The organism is Paenibacillus sp. GQ49, from assembly GCF_059759055.1.
On record NZ_JCAXEL010000027.1, the window covers coordinates 52,108 to 75,134 of the forward strand.

Sequence of the window (23,027 nt, forward strand, 5' to 3'; positions counted from 1 at the left end):
TGTCTTTCTAATTAAGATGAATACTTTTGAAAAACAATAACTGCATTATGACCGCCAAAACCAAAGGAATTAGACATCCCAATCCGCAACTCTGCTTTTCTTGCCTCGTTTGGTACATAATCCAAATCACATTCGGGGTCCCTCTGCTTCTGATTGATAGTTGGAGGAATGATACCATGCCGCAGGGTTTGAATAAGTGAGATCGCCTCCGCACCACCTGCTGCACCAAGCATATGTCCCGTCATGGACTTATTCGCTGTGACCGGAATATCATAGGCACCTGTCCCAAAAAGTTGTTTGATCGCTCTCGTCTCGGACAGGTCACCTGCCTCAGTACTGGTGGCATGAGCGTTAATCACATCAATGTCCTCAGGTCCAATCTGAGCCTCTCTCAGTGATGCTTTCATCGCCAGATATGCACCCCGTCCTTCCGGGTGGGTAGCTACCATATGATACGCATCTGAACTGGCACCATATCCAATCACTTCGGCAAGAATATTCGCCCCTCTTGCCAGTGCATGAGATAGTGACTCAACGATCAGAATTCCGGCGCCCTCCGCCATGACAAAACCATCTCTCCCCGCATCAAATGGACGGCTTGCTGTTTGGAACGCTTCATTTCGTGTAGACAACGCTGTCGCATTACCGAAGCTTGCCAGCGACACTTCGGTTACAGCCGCTTCTGTTCCGCCAGCAATAATGACATCGGCTCCGCCATGACGAATTAACCGGAAAGCCTCTCCAATGGCTGTATTTCCAATGGAACAAGCGGTTACTGGCGACAATGTCGGTCCCCAGCAACCAAACCTCATGCTGACCATAGCTGCCGCCATATTGGATATCATCATGGGTACCAGGGTTGGGCTGACTCGCGCAGGTCCCCGATCGGACAGAACCTTGCCTTGTTCCATCAATGTCTGGATTCCGCCTATGCCTGAACCAATATATACACCTACCCGTTCACGGTCCAGTTCATCCATCACAAGACCCGATTGCGATACAGCCTGATCCGCAGCAGCAACAGCAAATTGAACGAATCGATCCATACGCCTTGCTTCCTTGCGTCCAAATCGCTCCTCACCATCAAAATCACGAACCACACCAGCGATTCTGGTTTTGTACGAAGCTGTATCAAAATGTTCTATATGCGATATACCTGATCTACCCTCAATCAATCCGTTCCAGAATGTATCTACATTATTTCCCAAAGGAGAGATAACTCCCATTCCCGTAATCACGACTCGTTCCATGTCCATTCCATCCTCCTTCAATGCTGTTGTCTACCTTACGCTTACGCTCTTCTACTAATAGTGCACTTTCGAATATCCTATTACAAGTTGCCAATTATAATAGTATAATGACTACCATGATAACGAGGATTGAAGGTGATGGATTGAACTACGATGTCAGGTTACAGGCATTGTCCACTTTTCTGAAAACACAGCGTTCCAAAATTTCTCCCGAATCGGTCGGTTTACCCACTGGAAGTCGGAGAAGAACGCCTGGGCTGAGGAGAGAAGAGGTTTCCCAACTGGCAGGAGTGAGTACAACATGGTATACCTGGCTTGAACAAGGTCGGGATATTCAGGTATCCCATTCCGTGTTGGATAACATTGCTTCAGCACTGAGGCTTACTGCAGATGAACGAAAGTATCTGTTTTCGCTCGCCATGGAGCATCATACAGAGCTGCCCACACTGGAAGAAGAACCGGTTCAACTTCACCCTTCCTTGCAGAAAATTTTGCAAGAACTTCATCACTGCCCTACCGTGATCTCGGATCGGCGTTGTTACATTGTCGGCTGGAATGATGCAGCGCGGCATGTTTTTATGGATTTTGAACAGATTGCCCCCGAACAGCGGAATATGATCAGTCTGTTATTTGATCGCAAGGAATTTCGCAGGCTTGCGGTGAACTGGGAGGACTTTGTTAGCGGATTTCTGGCGATTTTCCGTGCCTATTATGGTCAGTATGTAGATGATGAGTGGTATAATTTATTTCTGGATGACATGATGAACAGACATCCCGATTTCCATACCCTTTGGAAACAAAGCAGTGTCAGCAGTGCTCCGGATGTCTTAATCGAATTCAGACATTCCAAAGCAGGCAAAATGTTGTTTGATCTGACTTCGTTGCAGGTTCAAGGTAGCTCCGATCTGCGTTGCAGTGTTTACACTCCTGCGCCAGAGAGCGCTACCGAGCGCAAACTGATGCGCCTGATCGAGCGTGAAGCGGATCCACATGTTGGCAAGCATTGACTCAGAATCTCAGGTCTTGCCCAATCATGTTAGAATCCTGACATCCTTTTGTTGCATATTTTAATTATCAGGGTATACATGATCAAGTATATTAAGCTAACCCATGGATCCTAGACCTTCTACACGAAGTCGATTCAGAAAGGAATATCATGACCAAAGTGCTTATCATTGAGGACGATAACATGTTAGGAGATACATTATCCCTGTATTTGCAAGGTGAGGGGTATGATGTTATCCGTGTCGCTAACGCAAGAGATGGTCTTCTACAACTTCAAGCGCGGCCTGATATCCTGCTTCTTGACCTGTTGCTCCCTGATTCGGAAGGCAAGAATCCCTGTTCTCTCATGCGTCAGCATACAGCAATTCCCATCATTGTCATCTCTTCGTTAACCGAAGTCTCGGAGCGAATTCGATCATTAATAGATGGAGCTGATGATTATGTATGCAAGCCTTTCAGCATGCAGGAAGTGAAAGCACGTATTGAGGCTGTATTACGTCGTTACTCCATATTGAACAGCTCCATTGTCACTGTACAGGATTGCGGAATTTCTCTCGATTTGGCTCGGCGAGCCGTCCTGTTGAATAACCAGCGAGTGGAGATGACATTCTCCGAATTTGAGATCATGAAGCTATTTGTCCTTAATCCCGGCAAAGTCTATAGTCGTTATGCCTTGATTGAAGCCATTCGTGGTATTGATGCTTATATTAATGATCGCACCATCGATGTGCACATTACCAAGCTTCGTAAAAAAATTGAAGAAAACCCGAAAAACCCCCAATATATTCAAACCATCTGGGGGGTCGGATATAAGTTCACACCTTAACACATCAGCTTCATTCATGTCACCAGGGCAGAGACCCGGTAATGATATCAATCTCTTTTTGTACCTTCTCCAATACCGAACTCAGTTCCTCTTCTTCGAATAACGCACGGGACAAAAGCGATTCCAGTTGAAAAACCAGACGTAACAGCTCCACTGCATGCAGATTGGCAGCCACGCCTCGGAGAGAATGAACGCTGCGGATCGCACCAGCAATCTGCTGCTGGCGAAGCTGAGTGGTCAGTTTGTTCTGAAACGAGTCATACTCCATCCTGAATTTCGTGAGCGCATATTGCAGAATATGTGGCTTACCGTCCATCTGCCTGATCGCCTTATCTACATCAATTCCGCTAATCTTCCGCATACCTCTCAGATCAATCCATGTTGCCAATATGTCTGCCATCTGTTGTTCATGGATGGGTTTGGTCAGGATGGCATTCATCCCAGCCTCCATACATCTCTCATGATCTATTTGTAGGGCATTTGCTGTAAGCGCGATTATGGGCGTACGATCGTATTCCCTCATCTTGCGAATATGTCGCGTTGCTTCCACTCCATTCATGTCAGGCATGTACAGATCCATTAGAATCAATTCCCATACCTGTTCGTCTAACTTTCTCAGAACCTCTGTGCCACTGGCTGCCAGCGTCACTTGGAACCCCTTATGTTCCAGCATCGCCCGAATCGCCAGTTGATTGATCTCATGATCCTCAGCTATCAGGATGTGTCCTTTCTGATCAAGCGAATAGGGGTCGTCGCCTTCAGCCAATTGACTTTTGACCAGCGGCCCTTCACCCTGAAGTGCAAGAATGACTTCGAATAATCCCAGACGTGTAATCGGTTTGACCATCATGATATCAGGGTGTACGGATCTCTCCTCAATCCACAGCGCATTTTCGCTAAATGCCCGTGTGTACCCCAACACCTGAATTTTCGTTCGATCCAAACGCTTCATAAAGTTGTCCCATAACGAACCATTGACTGTGTCCTCTATATCCATATCCAACATGATCAACATCGAACTTGTCCCTTCGGCTTCAGGAGTATACCCATCACTCTCCATCATATGGTTTAAGGAAGTATACAGCGTCGGATTCATCCCGAATGAATAAAGCAGCTGCTTCAGGTTTTCGCCCATCCGTTCATCATCTTCAATGATAACCACATCATTCGCACCATATAGGAGAGGGTGTGTCTGCAGGGAGAAACTCTCTTCTTCTTCCGAATCCGCAAGTTCAAATATCAAGTCGAATGAAAATAGACTGTACTCTCCAAGCACGCTGTCCACCCGCAAGTCTCCTCCCAATGAGCTTACCAGCAGGTAACAGATGACCAGCCCAAGTCCTGAGCCACCATATGTTCGATAAGTGGAAGGCTCCGCTTGCGTAAACGGGACAAAAATATGCTCCAGTTGTTCAGGTGAAATTCCAATCCCCGTGTCTTCGATCTCAAAACGAACCTGTACTCGCTCGGCCTCCAATGAAATTACCTCTGCCTGCAAGATAACATATCCATGTTCTGTGAATTTAATCGCGTTACTGAGCAGATTCAATAACACCTGCTCAAGTCGAAAAGGATCACCAATTACCGTTAATGGCAGATCGGGGTCGGTTGTAAAGATCACTTCGATATCTTTGTGCCCGATGGCCACACCGATCTGATCTGCCACACGTTTGAACACATCCTCTGGTGCAAAGGGTACTTTCTCCAAAATCAGTTTACCTGCCTCCATTTTCGAGAAATCAAGAATATCATTCACCAGAGTAAGCAGGGTTTGTGAGGATGCATTGATTTTACTCAAATAATCTAATTGTTGTGAGGTTAGATCTGTCCGTTGCAGCAACAACGAAAAGCTGATAATTCCGCTCAGTGGGGTACGAATCTCATGACTCATGAATGCAAGAAACTCACTCTTTGCCTGACTGGCTTTGTCCGCCTTGACACGTCGGTACTGATCCGAAATGTCATGAATAACTGCCTTGACTTTCTCACACGAGTTAGGGGATTTTACAGGGTAAAGGTGAACCCGAACATGTTGTTCTTTTCCCTTCCCAACAATGAGACTCAATTCCGTATCCTGAGGTACATTGTGGTGTAAAACTTTTTGAAAAGATAACACCCAGTTCGCCGACTGCTCAATGAATATCAATTCTTCAAGCTCACGGCCCATGACTTCATGCCTGTCGAGATCAAGAACATCCAGAAACTTCTGATTAACTGACACCACACATCTGTTGCCATCCAAACCGACAAACCAGTCTGTCGACACTCGTTCAAGTGTACGGTATCGTTCCTCACTCTCTTGAATCCTTCGTTTAACTGCTCTGTGTTCCGTAATATCAAGTCCATACCCTATGACATACTTCACCATACCTTCTTCTCGCAGCGGACGAAGCTTCACCAGTGAATAGTAACCTCCATGCTCAATCTCGTAAAAGAAAGACTCCCCTTTCCATGCCCGGTCGAACTGCTTCCGCAGGAACTCTATCTTCTCCTGAGGTAAAATGTTCAACGTACCCAACGTGTAATCTTGCTTCAAGCTACTCATATCCAAGCCCAGTTGGGAGAGCATCTCTCCCTCAAGCACAAGATACTCAAATTTTCCGTTCTGTTTTCGGATTTTAAAAGTAAAACCCGGCTGCATACGAAGCATCTCCAGCACTTCCTGATCCCTCTGAATGACCAATCTCCTATATCGATGATTTTGGTTCAGATAATACAGGAATAATATAACGGACAGCAGGCAGATACATTGAACAAAGAGAATCTGCCCCATCATTAGCAGAGAAGGGGAATTGGTCTTTAGTGCAGAAAACTCATACACAGTAATCAACAGCAACGCTCCGGACAACCACTTCTGCATAAATCCCCTGATATACTTAAAGATCAGACATATGGCTGCAACAAATAACAACTCTGTCAACGCATACTGCCAGTTCTCCAACAAGGGATTACGCCCCATATTAATCCGAAAAATCCACATGAATACAAAAGTAACGAAAGCAGAGCCACTCCCACCAAAATAAGCAGCAAGCAGATACACACTGGCCCGGAAATTCAACAATGTACCATCCTCAAGCACAATAGAGAAATAATAGAGCGCCGTGCCCAACATGCTCAGCGTAATACCAATAATGATCCGAGTCGTGATGGATGTTGAACGGGTAGCATTTGTATGGTTCAGATAGTGATGAATCAGGAAAACAAAGATCAGAATTAGCGTGAAATTTAATACAAGATCGCGTAGCAAATGGTCACCGTCCACATTACGACTTCAGGATTTCATGCATTCAATGAATGTTGTCAGATTCATGGTCGCAGTTCCTCAGTACACAAATCATAGTATGCCGTGCTCCCTTATTCAATTGACGATATTGACCATTTTCTTGAAAATAATTACTATTTTCAGCTAACATCCCCTTATCACCAAACAACTTTTTTTTTCATGAAAATTCATCATTAAATATGCTGATATAAAAAAGAGAATCATCCAAATGAACCGATGTAATCGTAACTTGGGCTTCCCATACTTCCTGATCTGCCTTCATCAGTTTGGCTACGCCCGACCAGGTCTGATTTCCTCTCCAGTGGGTATCCATTAGCAATCGGGCAGGCTGACCTATGGTGCTCTCCCGTGAGAATCCTGTTTTGGTTACATAAACGGAATTCACATCCAGAATCACACCCTCCTCATCTGTAATCATGACCGCATCCGTTAGCAGTAAGAAGGCTTTGAGTTCCAGTTGCATGGTTGTCCACTCCCTCTAATGAAACATGATGTGATGCTGTCCCTGTGTGATACCCTCTTCTACGCTCCCTTTTTAATACTTAAACTGTCTAATCAGGCGCTGTAGCTCTTCAGCCATTGTAGACAAGCCCCGAGCCGAGGAAGAAATCTGCTCCATCGCTGCCAATTGCTCCTCTGAGGAAGCAGCCACTTCTTCGGAGGCCGCGGCGTTGCCTGAAGCAATACCTGCCAGTTCATTGGACACAGCAGATACTTCCTGTACACCTGCTGTGATCTCTTGCGACGTGGCAGCAATCTCTTCAATCTGAGGTGTCGTTTCCCGCATGCTATCCAGAATGCGTTCAAACTTCCGAATGGCCTCTGTTGAGATTTCCATACCCTCTCCAACCTCTGTGGTCACTTTCTCCATCATGCGAACGGAAGCAGCCATATCTTCCTGTACCGCTGTGGTTAGCACGGTAATTTCATTGACGGATTGCCCTGATTGCTCTGCCAACTTGCGTACCTCTGCTGCTACAACGGCGAATCCATTGCCATGCGTACCTGCACGAGCTGCTTCAATGGATGCATTCAGCGCGAGCAGATTGGTCTGCTTGGCTATATTTCCGATTAACTCCGTGATGGCTGAAATTTGGTGTGATCGTTCATATAACGCCTGAATCAATTGGTTTGTCTGTTCTACCGTCTCTTGAATCGAGTGCATCTGACTCACCGTCTGCTTGACGGTGTTGCCGCCTTCTTCCGCTTGTACCGTTGTATGTTTCGCCAAATCAGCAACTTGTATGGAACGTTCGGCGATTCGTGTTATCCCAATTGTTATTTCATTCATGGCCTGATGGTTGTGGTCAATACCTTCGGTCTGTTTCTCCGCACCACTCGCAATTTCCTGAATGGCTCGCGCGACCTGCTCACTGGCCGCACTGGTTGATTCCGCACTCTGAGTCATCTCATCCGACGAGATGACAACCTGGCTTGTACTGTTTTCCACATTTTGAATCAGCACACGCAGATTGTGCTGCATTTTGCCAAAGGCATCACTCAGTTCACCAATCTCATCATGGCTTGTGCTAGTAATCGTTTGGGTTAGATCCCCTTCACTCACCTGGATCGCCTGATCCTTCAACTGACGAATGGGTCTAATGATGGATCGCATCACAAGCCAGATAATCACAATACCAACAACGAGGCAGGAGACAATAACAATAATCATTCGTTTTAGAATTGGTGCTGCCGCATCGTCTACCTCAGAAGAGAACATGGTGCCAGCGACCTTCCATCCCGTGGATGCATTCGTTGCGTAATACATCACTTTATCCGTTTGATCAACGGTATAGTTGAAGTTGCCCGATTCATTCGCATACACCGGTTTCCAAAAATCCTCTGTTGCATCTGTTCCGGGTTCTACCGTGGGATGGTAGATATACTTTTCGCTGGCATCCAATAGAATCAGATATCCCTGTTCTCCCACGTTAATTCCACTAACCAAGGTACTGATATTCGACAGATTCAGATCCAGCTGGACTACACCAGATTGGTCATTCAATGCCTTGGCGATGGTGATGGTGATTTCGTTTGTCTCGGCAGAAATATAAGGGTCTGTAACAATGACCTGCTCTGGAGTACTCATCGCTTCTGTGTACCATGGTCTTGTTCGCGGATCGTAATCTTCAGGCATTTCCGCATCGGAGGACATCAGGTAAACACCGGCTTCTGTTCCCACTCCTATGGTGATGATGTCTTTGTTCTGTGCAGCGTACCCCTTCAATTCGTTCACAACCCGAACCTCTGCATCTTCTTGACGTAATTCCTCTGCGAGTGTATTCGCATAATATTCAATGTGGTCGCGCTTGGCATTAATCGAAAGATCGATGGTCGCACTGGCAAGGTTCACGTTCTCCATTGCACTATGTAGAATTTGCTTCTCAACTTCATTCTTCGCACTGTTATAAGACAAGACTCCAATACTGAACGATGGAATGGCCAAAAAAGCAATAAAGGACACCACCAGTTTCGTCTTAAAGTTATTAAGGATCTTGTTGAACCAATTCGATTTGCTATTTTTGGGGGACAAATTTCTCTACCTCTTCCAGATTAATTTAGTTTTACTTGATCTACTTATAAGTTGAACTAGAGATATTTACACTTGCCACTCCGATAACAGAACAACCTTCCAATCGCTGTTATCCCCAGATTTTTTTTAATTCCCCTTTTTTAGGGGAAATTCGGTGATAAAGGCGACCGCTTCGCTTTTTCAGTTTTTTCTGTCCTCTCCGTTTTCGTGTAAATGATTAGTACAGCTTATATAGCTCTTGGTCTAGCTCTCTTAGAGTACAAAGGCCTCCTTCCTCAAGATATTAAAAATTAGGTCCTGCCTCTCGCAAAAGACAATTTTCGCACTAAAAATATTACTTAAATCTCTTAATTTATAATCCTAAAGAACTACTTTCAAATAAATTATACGAAAAAACTATTAAATAAAGTAACCCAGCGATATGACCAAATTGTTAAATTTTTAAATACTTGTTACAATAACCTGCCGAATTCCATAAAAAAAGATCCAAGCGTTATCGCTCAGATCTCAAAAGCTGTTCACATAGGACTACATATTCTTTATTCAAATGCCGGGATCGCAATATCTGCATACTTCTCTTCGAAGAAAGCTTTGACCTCTGGACCTGCCATGCGTTTAGCCAGCTTCTGGATCGCTTCGGAGTCCTTATTATCCTCACGAGCAACCATGGTGATTGCAAAATGGGAATCATCCTTCTCGGTTAACAATGCATCCTTTTTCGGTGTAAGACCGAGCGGACTGGCATATGCCGGAGTCATGGCTACCAGATCAGCATCATCCATCATGCGAGCCAGCATCAACAAGTCCACTTCCTCAAACTTGAAGTTCTTTGTATTCTCGGTGATGTCTGCCTGTGTGGCGTTAAAACCTACGCCCTCTTTCAGCTTAATCAATCCGTTCTGCTCCAGCATCACAAGAGAGCGACCAATGTTGGAAGGATCGTTCGCAATTGCAATCGTTGCACCTTCTGGCAATTCCTCAATCGTTTTGTACTTTTTGGAGTATCCGCCATAGATGGCATTATAGATAGGCTGTACAGCCACCAGATTGGCATTGTTCGCTTCATTATACTGGGTCATGTAAGGCACGTGTTGGAAGAAGTTTGCATCCACTTCCTTATTCGCGAGTGCCGTATTTGGCTGAACGTTATCTGACAACACAACAACTTCCAGATTGACGCCATCTTCCTTCAAAAGCGGTTTAACAATATCCAGTACGTCTGTCATCGGCGGAATCAACGTGGCTACTTTTAGCGTAACTTCTTGTGCAGCTTGTGTATCTTCTTTTGTTCCTTCAGCCGCAGGTGTTTCTTCTTTTTTGCCACAAGCAGCTACAACCAGCATTACTGCAAGCAACATAAGCATCATTTTCACTTTCATTTCATGTCTACCCCTCATCGTATAATCTGTATTGGTTATTCTTAATAATGCACGGTCCAACCGTTCAGGATCTGCGATCCAGCCAGTGGGACAGTCTGCTACCTGTGAATTGGATCATCTGTACCAGGATAATCATAATGATGATCGTAAATACCATAATCTCCGTTTCGAAGCGCTGATAACCGTAGCGAATGGCAAAATCGCCAACCCCGCCGCCACCTACAATGCCCATCACCGTCGAGTAGGAGATGAAGCTAATCGTAGCTGTCGTGAGTCCCAGTACAAGGCCAGATCGTGCCTCCACGTACAAGAATTTCACCACAAGTTGCATCGTGGATGCCCCCATGGAAGCAGCAGCTTCAACCACTCCCCTCGGTACATCCAGCAACGCTTGTTCCACCAGTCTGGCGTAGTAGGCAATCGCAATAACCGAGAGTGGCACAGTTGCCGCCAGCGTACCTATGGACGTTCCCACAACAATCCGTGTGAATGGAATCATGAATACAACTAGCAGTAAGAACGGAAACGAACGAACGATGTTAACGATACTGCCGAGTACAAAGGACAGCGTTTGATTCTGATACCGTTGTCCTCTCCGGAATAAGTACAGCAGTGTACCCAGAGGTAACCCGATCAGAACAGCTGCCGCAATGGAGATGCCCACCATGACAAAAGTCTCTCCGATCGCCTGCCATATCTCATGTTGATACTTCAGCACAGACTCAGGTAACCTCATGACTTGTCCTCTTGTTCTGCCTGACGGAACAAAGACGAACCTGTCATCCCGTATTCGTCACCCGCAAGCAAGGAGGTCAGCAGATCAGGCTGCGGAGCAGGGATACTGCTCACTTCCGCTTTAGACAACGTACGAACGAGCCGCCCATCCTTCATGACGGATATCCTGTGACATAGTCTGCGAGCCACTTCCATCTCATGCGTCACTACAACAATGGTCACGCCCAGCGTTTCATTGATATGACGCAGCACATCCAGGATACCGTTCGTGGTCTGTGGATCAAGCGAAGAGGTCGGTTCATCACAGAGCAGCACATCCGGACGACTGGCCAGCGCTCGTGCAATCGCCACACGCTGCTTCTGTCCTCCGCTAAGCTGAGCAGGATATTGACCCGCCTTGTCTTCCAGTCCAACAAACCGCAGTACCTCAAGTCCACGTTCAACTCGCTGCGCACGGGGCATACCCGCAAGCTCCAATGGCATGCAGACATTGCCACTTACCGTTCGGTTACTGACAAGATTGAAGTGTTGAAAGATCATGCCAATGGATCTTCGTGCCTGACGCAGACTCTGTTCATTCATCTGGGTCAAGTGCTGCCCATTCACAACAACCTCACCATCATTCGGCTTTTCCAATCCGTTGAGCATCCGCAGAAGCGTGGATTTGCCTGCACCACTCGATCCGATGATGCCATGTATTTCTCCTTGTCCCACTTCGAGGGACACCGAGCTTAATGCTTCGAATCCCTGATCTGCACGGGAACCGCGCTCGTTATAACGTTTGCTTACACCATATAATGAGATCATGGAGAGTCCTCCCGTGAATGATCATGCATGGTTCTTCAAGAACACATGAAGAAAGCCCGCACAGCCGATAACCGGAGCGCGAGCAAGCCTGTTCATTTATAATAAATCAACATCCCTTACGAGACAAGCTTTTAAGGTGAGATTGCCTCCTGAAGGCGGCTGGCTTCATATGCACGAAAACGTCCGTTGGACGAACCCACGTACACTTCATTGCCGATCCGGTTAATCATTCCATTCTTCGCATCCCGGTCGCGATGCTCCGGGTTTCCCATCACAACGTCATGTACACGACCTAACAATGCTCCATTATTTTTATTCAATACCAACCAGTCCTCGTCCATGGGCAGCAGCAACTGATCATCAATGACCAGATAACTTCCCTGATTCGTCGGATGCCTTAGTGTTGCAATCGTATCTTTGGCATTCCAACGCGTCTCCCCCGTTTTATAATCCACAGCCGCCGGGTAGCCATTCTTAATCACATACAACTGATCCTCTTCCACCAGTCCTCGTTCAATCTTGCCCTTGAGCGTCCAGCGTGTTTTGCCTGTCTTGGCATCATACAGGGTGGTTGTAAAATCTTCATATTCTCCGTAATGATTGCCACTCTTGTTCTCACGGATCAACAGCATGCCATCATTCAGCTCCTCAAATCTCTGTCCTACCCGAGCAGGGAATTGGGCAAGCTTTTTCCCCGTGTTCAGATCAAGCAGAAGCCACTGATTATCTAGTGATAGCCATCTTTCAGCATTCGTGGTTGCAAAGGGATCAAGACGTTCAATTCCACCAGTATATGGATCATTCCAAAATTGTTCTATGGTGGATCGTTTGCCCTTTAAGCTCCATACGGTTCGGCCCGATTGCGGATCGACTGCAACCAGCTTATTCTTTTCCCAATACAACACATAAGGGTCATCTGCACTCTTGTTCAATATTTCATAACCCGTAGCCAGTTTTCGCGTCCACAATGTTTTTCCGTTTGCACTGTCCAGAACCGTTAACCAACTGTTGCTTGAGCTCTCAACAACCGGGTTATCCACAACCACAACGTTCTTCGCACCGGTGATGCCATTTAGTCTAAAATTTTGCTTAGGAGTGTACGTCCACATGACCTTTCCGTTCTTCAAGTTCAGATGACGAATACGATCCACGTATTTTTTCTTGTCAGGGTCATAATCGGTGTAGATTGTAACGTATTGGCGCTCTGCATCCACCTCTGCCTGCTGTCTTCCAAAGCCCCCGTTAATGCCCCATAATTGCTGGCCGGAATGTCGGTCAAGGGCATATATGGAACCTTCGTAGTAATCCCCGCTAAATCCACCGTCATCCCCTTTCATCAGGAGTACATCATCCGTGGCTGCTTTTAAAAAAGTGTAGTTAATATCCCCCTGGTTGGTCCATACCGGTTTCCAAGGGAGTGTCGTTGGCAGTGTTGTGCCATAGATTTTTGTTGTGAACCCATATTCATCCGCTCGACTGATGTTCCAATCGGAAACGACAGCATTTCGATTATCCTGTGCTAAATTCCAGCGTGTTCTGACCAGTCTGCCATTCTTGTTGAATGTGACCAGAAATTGCGCATCTTCCCGCTCATATCTCCAGGTCTGTCCAATACTCATTGAATAACCCGTGAAATTTAGATTGCTTGAACTCTCTTTCCAATCCGGTTCGCCTAACCACCCAGCCACTTGTTTGGAGGTGGTTGCCTTGTTCAGCTTAATATCTGTCAGATGGCGTATAACCGAAGTTGGCAGCGATGCATCCTGTTGGAACCAACCATCCGCCACATTCATCCGCTGTTCTATAGCCTGTGCCTTGATCCAGAAGAGTCCTGGCCGATAGGTGAAAGATTCTTTATTCCAGACTCGTGGGGCAATGGATACCCCATACCAGCCTTTCCACTTTGCAACAATAACAGCCTTATCTGTTAGCGCTTTCTCACTAGACCAGGTTGTAGAACTATCTGGTGCCAGATACAGCTTGCTGCCTGATTGGAGCGTGAAGCTTTGGGGAGCTGTTTCCGTCATGCTTCTGCTCTCCTTCAGGGCATACCAACTTGGCAGCCAAAAGTTACCATGATCGGTTGACTTAAGCTGCACCCACTCGCCTCGAACCGAGGCCAACGTATACTTTTCGTTTTTGGTTGTATAGTATTCAATCCCCAGCTGGTCAGCAGCCACACTGCCGTCTCTTCTGTTTTTGAACAGAGGAATGTCATTCATGAGTGTAACGGGTTCTCCTTGTTTGTAGGCCAACTGTGTTGATAAGACTTGAGAACTTGCCCCCAAGGCTTGTGGCGTTGTAACTGAAGCTTGTCCTCCAAGCACGACCATTTTGGAATCCAGCAGCATCCATCCCGTCAACAGCGCAGCTGATAATCCAGTCATGGTAATCCATTTGTACCCCGTTCTCTGCCAGTCAGGACCCGTCTTCACTCTAGTTCATCCCCATCCATTAGAAGTTATTTCCAATAGAGACGCAGCTATAAGGAAAAAGTTACCGTTTACCTCAATATATTTCTATCTACCTCTCCATATTACCTTACATCCACCATCGTAACATGATAAGGAAAGGTAACCCCGATGTAATAAGCCGCTGTTAAGGTGAGGATATAATAAAATACAAACCACAGATCAGCTCGCGAATAGCCAATCTGAATGTAATACGTTCGGCTCGCGCCATCTGTGAACCCTTTCGCTTCCATCGCTACCGCCATTCGCTGTGCACGGCGAATGCTCTGTGCCAGCAGCGGAATAGCGTAACGCTTGAGTGTACGATACACATTCCAGCGAGAGCCGCGTTGCTGTGTTCCACGAATACGAATCGCATAACGGAGCGTCTGGAATTCATCCAGCAAAATGGGGATCATGCGCATCGCGGCCAGAAAGCTATAGGCATATTTTGCGGGAAGCCGCCACTGCTGCATCAGGGAATAAAACAGCCGTACTGGTTTTGTCGTAAGACCAAAAAGTAACCCAGCCGCGGCCATAGTCAGCGAGCGAAAACCCAAGTGCAGACCGCGATAGAAACTCTCTTCGGTTATGTGGATCAGTCCCCACTTATACCATGTGGTCTCGCCCTTACCAAACATGATCATGCCTGTAGACGTGGAGATAAACACCAGAATGAATGGTGATGCGTACAGCATCAATCTGTACCACGGATGACCTGTCCAGCACAGTAACAGCATCATCGCCAACGCAACGTTGGCCATTACATTCAGATTGTGAATGAGGATAACGATGACAAACATCATCGTCAGAATGATCATCTTTAATCCCGGATTGACGTTATGAAGCCAGGTTTCACGGTGAGGAAACGACAGTTGCATCAGATAACCTCCCCTCATCTACCGTCCAGATTCGGGTGCAATATCTTTTTACAATTTCACGATCATGGGTAACCATGACAATAGCTGTTCCCTCTCTCCGCAATTGCTCCAGCTGTGCTAACATGGCAAACGTATTGCGTGCATCCTGTCCAAAAGTAGGTTCATCCAACAGCAATATTCGCTGCTCTCTCACCAGTGCAGAGGCAACACTCAAGCGTCGTTTCTGCCCCATCGATAATTGGTAGGGATGACGCTCGGACAGGTCGATTAATTCAAATTGATTCAGCATATGATCAGTCCTAACAAGTCTTTCTTCCGTTGTAAGCCTGCCCCCCAGCAATGAGAATTCCACTTCTTCCGCGACCGTGTTGGTCACAAATTGAAACTCCGGGTTCTGAAATACAAACGCAATTCGATCTGCAAGCTGCTCTGTTTTGCCAGAAGGCTGACCGTCCACCTCATAATGACCTGTTGTTTTCAGGATATTCATCAGAGATAACAACAATGAACTCTTGCCAGCTCCATTGGATCCTACAATACCAATCCAATCCCCATGCCATACTTTGGCCTGTTCCACCTGAATGAAAGATGTTTTCCCACGCCATCCGGTGAACTGCTGCAAGTCCAGTGCAGGCTGATAGGCGGGTGATACAGGTGATAAGGATGAGACGTGAGATATAGGGGATATACCCGGTGTATCGGATAAGCCAGACGATTGCTGTGCTTCCAAACTTGAGATGCCGTGGTCCACACACACTTGAAGCTCTCCAGAAGCACTTCCCTCTTCTTCCTTAGCTGCCTGCTCGTGCTCATCCCACACACCCGGATACCAGATTCCATAAGCCTTCAGCTTGCCCCGTTCATGCGTAAATACCTGCTGTGCTGGCCCATCCGCCACAATCTTTCCTTCAGGCGATAACACAATGATGCGGTCGACCATATCCACAATCTTGTTTATTTTGTGTTCAACGATGATGATCGTTTTGTCACTGGCGATCCGTTTGACGGTATCCCACACCTGGGAAGTCCCCTCATCATCCAGCAGTGCAGTGGGTTCATCCAAAAACAATACCTCCGGGTCCATGGCAAGCATCGAAGCAATCGCAAGACGCTGCTTCATCCCCTGAGACATGGACTGGATCAATACACGATTCTGTTCAAAGGATAACCCCACTTGTTTCAGATAATATTCAATCAGAGCAGGCATCTCTTCACGCGGAATATTTCGGTTTTCCAGAACAAATGCGATCTCTTCATCCGTAAAGGACATACAGAACTGGGTATCCGGATCTTGAAAGACCACTCCTGCTTTGGCGGGAACTTGAATATCATCACATTTCATCGGAATCTCAACCGAACGTGGTATCAGACCGCTCAGAATTTGCAATAACGTCGATTTACCGGACCCACTTGGGCCAAGCAACAGCACTTTCTCTCCTTGACGCACAGAAAGAGACAAGCCTTGAAATACCAAGGCTTTCTCTCCCGGGAACTTGCATCTTAGATTTGTCACACTTACCGCTTGCGAATTCCCCTCTCTGCTCATCTAATCCAGCGCCTCATAATCCTGTTTGGATACCGGCCTGAGTGAGCGTGTTACACCGGTCAGTTCCAATGCTTTGGCGAGATAATAAGCGAACACTCCTGCAATCAAGATGCTTCCAATGAAGCGGAATCCGATAAATAACGTATAATTCCAGGCCGAGAGTGAATCAATATACCCGTACTGATAATCCAGCAAAAGCGAAGCCGCTGCGGCTCCTATGGCTGCAAGACAGGTGACAAACAGATTGGTTTTACGATACAAAAATGCGGCGAAGAATATCTCGGCTCCCAATCCTTGCAACAGACCGTATACAAGTGTGGACATGCCCCATTCACTACCCAGAAAAGCACTTACCGTTGATGCCGCAACTTCGGCAAGAATAGCCACGCCTAGTTTACGAATGATAACAAAAGCAAACGTGCCCGCCATAAACCACATGCCGTAGATCATCTGCTCCGCATGAACACCAAATGGTTTCATCAAGTCATATGTAGGTCCCCATATCTTGTAAATCACCCCAAACACTACTGCGATCACGATGGTTACCAGAATATCCGTTAGTTTCAATCGCTTGTTGCCTGCTGTTGTTGCCATGTTCTCTACGTCCTTCCTCTGTTCCCTGTGGGGGTTGTAAAAATAAACGAAAAAGCCTCCCCGGTTCCGGGCAGGCCTTACGCACAGTGGACAATCCTCACAATAATGTATTGGATGGATGTCGAAAATACGGAATATCAACCAGCACCCCTCCGTCATGGCATATACACCACCAAAGTTCAAAGAGGTCTGTTGTTCATCCACGTTCATTCCCACAATTCACCCTTACATATCGCAAATCCATGTTCTCTACGCTGGCATTACCCAGATCAGATGTACGGTCAGCGGCACAAGGCCACTCTCTCAGCCCAACTTCATTGAGCTCCCGGTTCACTTATTTCATTGCTTCTAATGTACATCAGATGGGTATTTGTGGCAATCCCTAGAAAAATCATCATGCTTCATTTGGGGTAACAGGGGAAAGAATCTGATGGTTCACTTTCCATAATATGAAACATTTAGGTCATGTAGTGCGTCTTAAACATTAGAAGGGAGATTGATAGTGATGAAAGATTACAATTCTGTTTGGCAGCTTAAAACATGGAAAATGGTCCTTGCCGCTTCGATACTCACCGCAGGCACGGCACCTGCCTTACTCTCATCCACTGTGGCGGAAGCCGCAGCAACTAAACCTAAACCGACAGCTTATATTAACAATGTTCAAGCTCAATATGATGTTGTCATACGGCAGGGTATTACGTACGTGGCATTGACGGAGCTTCAATTCCTCGGCAACTATACGTTTGGTTACAATAACAAAACAAAAGAGATCAGCATTAGCACAGGTAGCGATAAGTATGTCCTTACACCTAACAGCAAAACAATGAAGAAAAACGGTCAGAATGCGACATTATCCTCAGCGCCGATTCTGGTGAATGGTAAAGCGATGCTTCCGCTCCGTGCCATCGGTGAAGCTTTTGGTGCCAAGGTGCAGTGGAACCAGAAGGCCAAGGAAGCCTACATTTACACTACCGACGCTACGATTGTAAAAGAATATAACAGTTCCGATCTGACTGTGGCGCGTGAAGCCGCACTGCATCTGCCACGCTTCTCTGAACTGGGACAAGCACGTCTGGACATTCGCAATCCTTTGGGTCCGGTGGATTCATCCATTGAATACATCTTTGAGCAAGGTAAAAAAGATCGTTTCTTCGTTGTTGAGGATAACGATCTGATCAGTTATTATATCCTTAAAAATGGAAGTGCACTGCTACAATGGCAGGCTAACATCAGCAAAAATGCCGGAACCATCGGTGACCTGTTCTTTATTAAAAACAAAGCCGTTGCTGAAGCAGGGACTCGTCCTTCCGTAACAGGTCAAACACTCGTATCATTCAAGTACTCTCGCATGCTTGAAGAAACCTCTTACGAGATCATGAACAAATTGGGCTCTATCGATACCGGTTCTGTTGTCCCCGAGAAAGGCAAAGTCATCGTTGAAGTTCCGGGAGAGAAATAGTCTGAGCATCCTCTATAAGACATTGCTCAGCAGAAATTATCACATCTGCATTACAAAGAGCGCCCTCAAAGTCATTGTGGCAATGACCTTGGGACGCTCTTTTTGGCGTTATATTTTAACTTCAAATCACAAGTGGAGCTTAAAATTTTACCAACTCCAGCGATTCAATCTCCTGTTTAATATTGCGTATTGCCGGATTGACTGGTCTTACCTGAAGCAAATCCCTTGAATAGGGTTGGCACTTTGGAATAACGGGTATTCGTAATTTTGCCTTGTGATGTACTGCTGTCTGTACGCATAATCGAATCTTTCACATTGGAAATGTTGGAGTTATCCAGCGTCATGTTAACTGCGAAGGAAGTTCCACCATTTTGGCGAACCAGTTTGCCAATATCATCTGCACGGAAATTTTTGATGTTAATTGTCCCAGCTGCATTCATCTGGAACACTTTATCATAAGCCTTATACGCTGCTCCACCGGTAATGTTAACCGTTCCGGCAGACTTCAATGTCAGTGCATCCTCGCCCACGTCCTGCCAGACCACATTCGATATATTACAGTTGCCATAACAGTGAACACCATCAGCAGCTGGTGATCCAATGTTTACGTTTTTGAGCGTGGCCCCTGCCTCCAGACGGAAGACTGGCTTCTGATTTTCTGCTTGAGATCCGTCGCCCAGTGTGGAAGGATTAGCTACAAATGTTTTGCCTTGACCATCATAGGTCGTGCCCTTTGGAACAACAATAGTTGAATTTACAACCGTAGGCGCAGCCGCAGCCGGAACTGCACCAAATATAGAAGCAACCAAACCAGCGGACAGTAACAACGTCAACATTTTTTTCATAACTTTATTCCTCCCTTATTCTCTCGTTATTTGGTATTGTACAAGCCTGAGCTTGTCCTGGGAGATCGTCAGAGGTGCACCTCTGTCCGACCCACAACCTAATCCTACCAAATAAGAAAGGCAACTAGAATAATCATTAGATCACGTTTGTATTTTCCAGCATAGGGCCTGATGTTTCAACATGCTTAGCGGTATCGTATCTACTTGTTATGTACCGATATCAACTTCGAATATGCTCTATTTAAGCCACCAAAAGATTTAGACACGAAAAAAAAAAGAAACCCTTAGTCTTTTTAAGACAGGGTTTCTACATGATACATTTAAAACGAATCTAAATCCTCTATTTATTCTAGAGGTTCCAATTCATCTTCGTTAATTTCATCCGATGGTTGAAGTAAAGTCAGTGGGTCAACATTGGTAAATTCATTTACTGTTTCATAAGTAACCACGCCCTCTTCAGAAACGATCATTCTGAGAACGACCCAGTATATTTCATTACCACTGGTATCTGCTACAGTATACGTTGCACTTGGAGTAGCTACAGCACCATGGAAAACATCAATTTTTGCACCAGATTTCTTAATTGTGCTTGATCCAGAAAAATGATGAACATAGAATGTATACGTTCCAGGAAGTAAGTGACGAATGGTTGTCGTTTCAGGTCCATAAGAAGTTACATCATCCAAGTCCAAATCGACCATAAGTTCGCCATTATTATAATATTGTTTATCAGAGTAGAACGTATGGAACATTCCCTCATCACCTGCAGGTCCTACGAGGTGTGAATCCAGATCCACTGGGTCTTTACCCCAAGTTAGTACGAAGCGAGTTTCATCTTGTGTAGGTATTTCTATAGCAGTTTGATTCTCACGTTTATTTTCCACATTTACTGCTGAGACACCAATGAGATAAGTTGTAATATATTTTGTATCTCCACCTCCAAGTTCACCCGTGTAGATGCCTGGGATAAGATTAATATAATAATCTCCATAAGTATCCGTTGTTACAGATCCAACGATTTCACCTGTTTTGTTATCCAAACCTTTTCTAAACGAAATACTTAAGCCTGCAACCGGTGCTCCAGCTACATCCTTGATGTGGCCACCGAATCCTGTAAGTTTGATTGCACCACTTTGGCTTCCTGCAAAATGTGTTTTATTAACATCTGACTCCACAGTGATGTACAGTGTAGCTCCATAGCTATCAATAGCATCAAAAGTAAATTCGCCATTGCGGTACTGCAAGTTATTCAATTGTTGTTCTGCCCCATCAAAATAGGCACGAACTATGAAATCATTTGCAGTCAGTTCAGAAACATCCAAACCCTCAGAAAAATTCAACTTTGCACTTCCATTTGTAACTTGAATCCCTTTGAGTGTCGGATAGACTGTTCCTTCGTTATAGACTGCAACGGTTACTGGAACATTGATTTCGAAGTTTCCGTATTTGGCTTTTACCACTGTCGTACCGTTGCTTTTAGCTTGAATCTTTCCTGAGTCAACAATGGCAATAGCGCTATTCTCAACATCCCATTTTGCAAAGGAAGTGATATCTTTCTTCGCTGGGGAAGCGATTCCCGTGAATACGATCTGACGGGTCGAATCAATTGCCGACAACTCTGTTACTTGAGGAGCGTAAACTACACTAGTGACTGTAGGATCTGCCTCAATAGTTGGGAGTTGACTAAGTTGACTGAAATCGATGCCTTCTGCATTGACCAGAGCCGAGGATAACGTTCCAGCTCCAGAAAATTGTACAATTGCATTTAATATAGCGCGATTCACTACAGCACCATGGTTAATTTTAAACACGGTGTTCAATGCATCTTGGAACACTTCGAGATTACCAATGGTGGAGTTATCTCCAAATTCCACTGAAACTTGCTCTGCATGAACCATTACAGAGTCGAAGCTTCCACTGAGCACTACCGAAGAATTATGGGGAATCGACTCTGCTATTTCAATCGGTCCGACTTCACCTGTGGAGCCATTCTGTACGATTGCACCAGATCTAATCTCAATCTGCTGAACATCACTTCCACCTTCAAGGACCAAACGAATACTGCCGTCCGCTTTGTCAACAATCACTGTTGCAAGAACCGAGTCCACTGCATGAATACTATTTGGTCCTCCGCCTTGAATCTCAGTAGTTCCCGTGACATTAACATTATCAAGAGTCACGTCACCATTTCCTACGGACTCAAGTATCTTCAGCTTACCATTTATTTTGGTGTTTTTTAGAACGACACCTTGAGAACTGATGGTTACATTTCCAGTTACATTACCAAGAGTATATGTACCTGGAGCAGAGAGATTATTACTAGGGACTTGTTCCCCGCCTCCACTATTTCCACCATTGTTACCACCGTTCCCATTATCTCCGGAGCTGCTACCGCTATTTCCCTTACTGTTACCTTCAGAAGGTTTTGTTGTTTCAGGTTTTACTTCATTTGAATCTTCAGTTTCAATCTCTGTCTTGGTAGGAGCCATGTAACTATCATATGTAGACTTATTTATCACAAACTCATATGCAAGTCTAGCTAGCGCCTGTCGATCTGCTATGCCTGATGGATTAAATTTTACTGTTCCATCTTTTTGGACTAATCCTTTGATAAAACCAGATTGATAGGCTAGTGTTACAGAATCTTTCGCCCAGTTGGATACTTGACCCAAATCTGAGAGTTGTGGTTTGGATGTTTGACTCGTTAGATCTTGATTATCCCAACCAAAGGCTCTAACAAAAAATACAGCCAACTCTTCTCTTGTCACATTTTTATTAGGCGAGAAGCTATCTTTGGAGGTACCTTGAGCAATTCCAGATTTGACAAGTGCACCTACATATCCGGCATACCATTGATCTTCCTTTACATCTCTGAATTGACTTGCTTCGACATTATCAGGCTTTAAATTAAGCGCACCGACCATAATTTTTGCTAATTGAGCTCGTGTTACCGAATCGGAAGGTTTAAATGTCCCATCAGTAAATCCTGTGAGTATTCCTTGTTCTACTAATTTGGTTATTTCCGTTTTGGCATACGAATTATCAATATCAGTAAAAGAAGTTTTAGATGTAGCCACTTCTGCCGATACAGATAAATTAATAGATAACATAGACACAATCAGCGACGTAGAAAGCATTAACGATAGTTTGTGATTAAACTTTTTCCATTTTGAATTCAAAACTAAAACACACTCCTCAGTAGGCTTCTGGTAGGTAATTTCACTAATATATGAATCTTTAGAACTAATACACATCCTAATCAAAAGGATAATAATACCATGTAAATTTATAAAAACAAGATTAATAGACTATGATTTTACAAAAAAGTTGTTATCCTGAATTGATTTCAATTCTTATTATCTAAATAATTTCGCAATAAAGACAAAACGAACCTACCGAAACAAATATTTTCGGTAGGTTCGTTTTTAAGTAAA

The 23,027-nt window shown here is 45.2% G+C and carries 16 protein-coding genes; 3 read left to right on the plus strand and 13 right to left on the minus strand.

All coding sequences use genetic code 11. The features are described 5' to 3' along the window. Window positions 1-11: 11 nt before the first annotated feature. Window positions 12-1,250, minus strand: coding sequence for a beta-ketoacyl-ACP synthase II (gene fabF / locus AC6CIF_RS29205; protein ID WP_498202521.1), 1,239 nt, complete (start codon window positions 1,248-1,250; stop codon window positions 12-14). Window positions 1,251-1,393: 143 nt separating this feature from the next. On the opposite strand from fabF, the gene AC6CIF_RS29210 reads away from it, so the two are divergent. Then, window positions 1,394-2,257, plus strand: coding sequence for a helix-turn-helix transcriptional regulator (locus AC6CIF_RS29210; protein WP_498202501.1), 864 nt, complete (start codon window positions 1,394-1,396; stop codon window positions 2,255-2,257). 149 nt (window positions 2,258-2,406) lie between these two features. Beyond that, a complete protein-coding gene (locus tag AC6CIF_RS29215) occupies window positions 2,407-3,081 on the plus strand; it encodes a response regulator transcription factor (RefSeq protein ID WP_221818820.1) in 675 nt (224 codons plus the stop codon). A 19-nt stretch (window positions 3,082-3,100) separates the two neighbouring features. Here the strand turns inward: AC6CIF_RS29215 and AC6CIF_RS29220 are convergent, their stop codons facing one another. From AC6CIF_RS29220 to AC6CIF_RS29265, 10 genes are all read right to left on the minus strand, one after another. Then, complete coding sequence (locus tag AC6CIF_RS29220; RefSeq protein WP_498202502.1) at window positions 3,101-6,328, minus strand: response regulator; 3,228 nt, start codon at window positions 6,326-6,328, stop codon at window positions 3,101-3,103. 193 nt (window positions 6,329-6,521) lie between these two features. After that, a complete protein-coding gene (locus AC6CIF_RS29225) occupies window positions 6,522-6,827 on the minus strand; it encodes a PAS domain-containing protein (protein ID WP_036672654.1) in 306 nt (101 codons plus the stop codon). Window positions 6,828-6,899: 72 nt separating this feature from the next. After that, window positions 6,900-8,897: a methyl-accepting chemotaxis protein gene (locus AC6CIF_RS29230; RefSeq protein WP_498202503.1), complete on the minus strand. Its 1,998-nt coding sequence runs from the start codon at window positions 8,895-8,897 to the stop codon at window positions 6,900-6,902. 539 nt (window positions 8,898-9,436) lie between these two features. Further along, window positions 9,437-10,276 (minus strand): MetQ/NlpA family ABC transporter substrate-binding protein, encoded by an 840-nt coding sequence (locus tag AC6CIF_RS29235; protein ID WP_474200047.1) that lies wholly within the window; start codon window positions 10,274-10,276, stop codon window positions 9,437-9,439. Window positions 10,277-10,340: 64 nt separating this feature from the next. Next, entirely contained in the window at window positions 10,341-11,012 is a 672-nt protein-coding gene (locus tag AC6CIF_RS29240) for a methionine ABC transporter permease (RefSeq protein ID WP_237176880.1), read from the minus strand. Further along, window positions 11,009-11,818, minus strand: coding sequence for a methionine ABC transporter ATP-binding protein (locus AC6CIF_RS29245; protein WP_498202504.1), 810 nt, complete (start codon window positions 11,816-11,818; stop codon window positions 11,009-11,011). Before AC6CIF_RS29245 ends, AC6CIF_RS29240 begins: the two co-directional genes overlap by 4 nt. A gap of 131 nt (window positions 11,819-11,949) precedes the next feature. Further along, window positions 11,950-14,253: an outer membrane protein assembly factor BamB family protein gene (locus tag AC6CIF_RS29250; RefSeq protein ID WP_498202505.1), complete on the minus strand. Its 2,304-nt coding sequence runs from the start codon at window positions 14,251-14,253 to the stop codon at window positions 11,950-11,952. Between the two features lie 101 nt (window positions 14,254-14,354). Beyond that, entirely contained in the window at window positions 14,355-15,149 is a 795-nt protein-coding gene (locus tag AC6CIF_RS29255) for an energy-coupling factor transporter transmembrane component T family protein (protein WP_498202506.1), read from the minus strand. Then, window positions 15,124-16,695 carry an ABC transporter ATP-binding protein gene (locus AC6CIF_RS29260; RefSeq protein ID WP_498202507.1) on the minus strand — a complete coding sequence of 524 codons (1,572 nt, stop codon included), beginning with the start codon at window positions 16,693-16,695 and terminating at the stop codon, window positions 15,124-15,126. The genes AC6CIF_RS29255 and AC6CIF_RS29260 overlap by 26 nt, the downstream gene beginning before the upstream one ends. Further along, a complete protein-coding gene (locus tag AC6CIF_RS29265) occupies window positions 16,696-17,289 on the minus strand; it encodes an ECF transporter S component (protein WP_498202508.1) in 594 nt (197 codons plus the stop codon). A gap of 505 nt (window positions 17,290-17,794) precedes the next feature. Here AC6CIF_RS29265 and AC6CIF_RS29270 point away from each other — a divergent pair. Then, a complete protein-coding gene (locus AC6CIF_RS29270; protein WP_498202509.1) occupies window positions 17,795-18,748 on the plus strand; it encodes a copper amine oxidase N-terminal domain-containing protein in 954 nt (317 codons plus the stop codon). A 176-nt stretch (window positions 18,749-18,924) separates the two neighbouring features. Here AC6CIF_RS29270 and AC6CIF_RS29275 read toward each other — a convergent pair whose 3' ends face one another. Both AC6CIF_RS29275 and AC6CIF_RS29280 read right to left on the minus strand, forming a co-directional pair. Beyond that, the gene (locus AC6CIF_RS29275) at window positions 18,925-19,593 is read right to left on the minus strand and encodes a pectate lyase (protein WP_036606151.1); all 669 of its coding nucleotides are present in this window, start codon (window positions 19,591-19,593) and stop codon (window positions 18,925-18,927) included. Window positions 19,594-19,937: 344 nt separating this feature from the next. Further along, window positions 19,938-22,772 carry an S-layer homology domain-containing protein gene (locus AC6CIF_RS29280; protein ID WP_498202510.1) on the minus strand — a complete coding sequence of 945 codons (2,835 nt, stop codon included), beginning with the start codon at window positions 22,770-22,772 and terminating at the stop codon, window positions 19,938-19,940. Window positions 22,773-23,027 lie beyond the last annotated feature (255 nt).

Bases quoted from the DNA above. Each gene is read 5' to 3' on its own strand.
- fabF (WP_498202521.1), bottom strand. From the start codon at position 1,250: ATGGAACGAGTCGTGATTACGGGAATGGGAGTTATCTCTCCTTTGGGA.
- AC6CIF_RS29215 (WP_221818820.1), top strand. From the start codon at position 2,407: ATGACCAAAGTGCTTATCATTGAGGACGATAACATGTTAGGAGATACA.
- AC6CIF_RS29225 (WP_036672654.1), bottom strand. From the start codon at position 6,827: ATGCAACTGGAACTCAAAGCCTTCTTACTGCTAACGGATGCGGTCATG.
- AC6CIF_RS29235 (WP_474200047.1), bottom strand. From the start codon at position 10,276: ATGAAAGTGAAAATGATGCTTATGTTGCTTGCAGTAATGCTGGTTGTA.
- AC6CIF_RS29240 (WP_237176880.1), bottom strand. From the start codon at position 11,012: ATGAGGTTACCTGAGTCTGTGCTGAAGTATCAACATGAGATATGGCAG.
- AC6CIF_RS29245 (WP_498202504.1), bottom strand. From the start codon at position 11,818: ATGATCTCATTATATGGTGTAAGCAAACGTTATAACGAGCGCGGTTCC.
- AC6CIF_RS29255 (WP_498202506.1), bottom strand. From the start codon at position 15,149: ATGCAACTGTCGTTTCCTCACCGTGAAACCTGGCTTCATAACGTCAAT.
- AC6CIF_RS29260 (WP_498202507.1), bottom strand. From the start codon at position 16,695: ATGAGCAGAGAGGGGAATTCGCAAGCGGTAAGTGTGACAAATCTAAGA.
- AC6CIF_RS29265 (WP_498202508.1), bottom strand. From the start codon at position 17,289: ATGGCAACAACAGCAGGCAACAAGCGATTGAAACTAACGGATATTCTG.
- AC6CIF_RS29270 (WP_498202509.1), top strand. From the start codon at position 17,795: ATGAAAGATTACAATTCTGTTTGGCAGCTTAAAACATGGAAAATGGTC.
- AC6CIF_RS29275 (WP_036606151.1), bottom strand. From the start codon at position 19,593: ATGAAAAAAATGTTGACGTTGTTACTGTCCGCTGGTTTGGTTGCTTCT.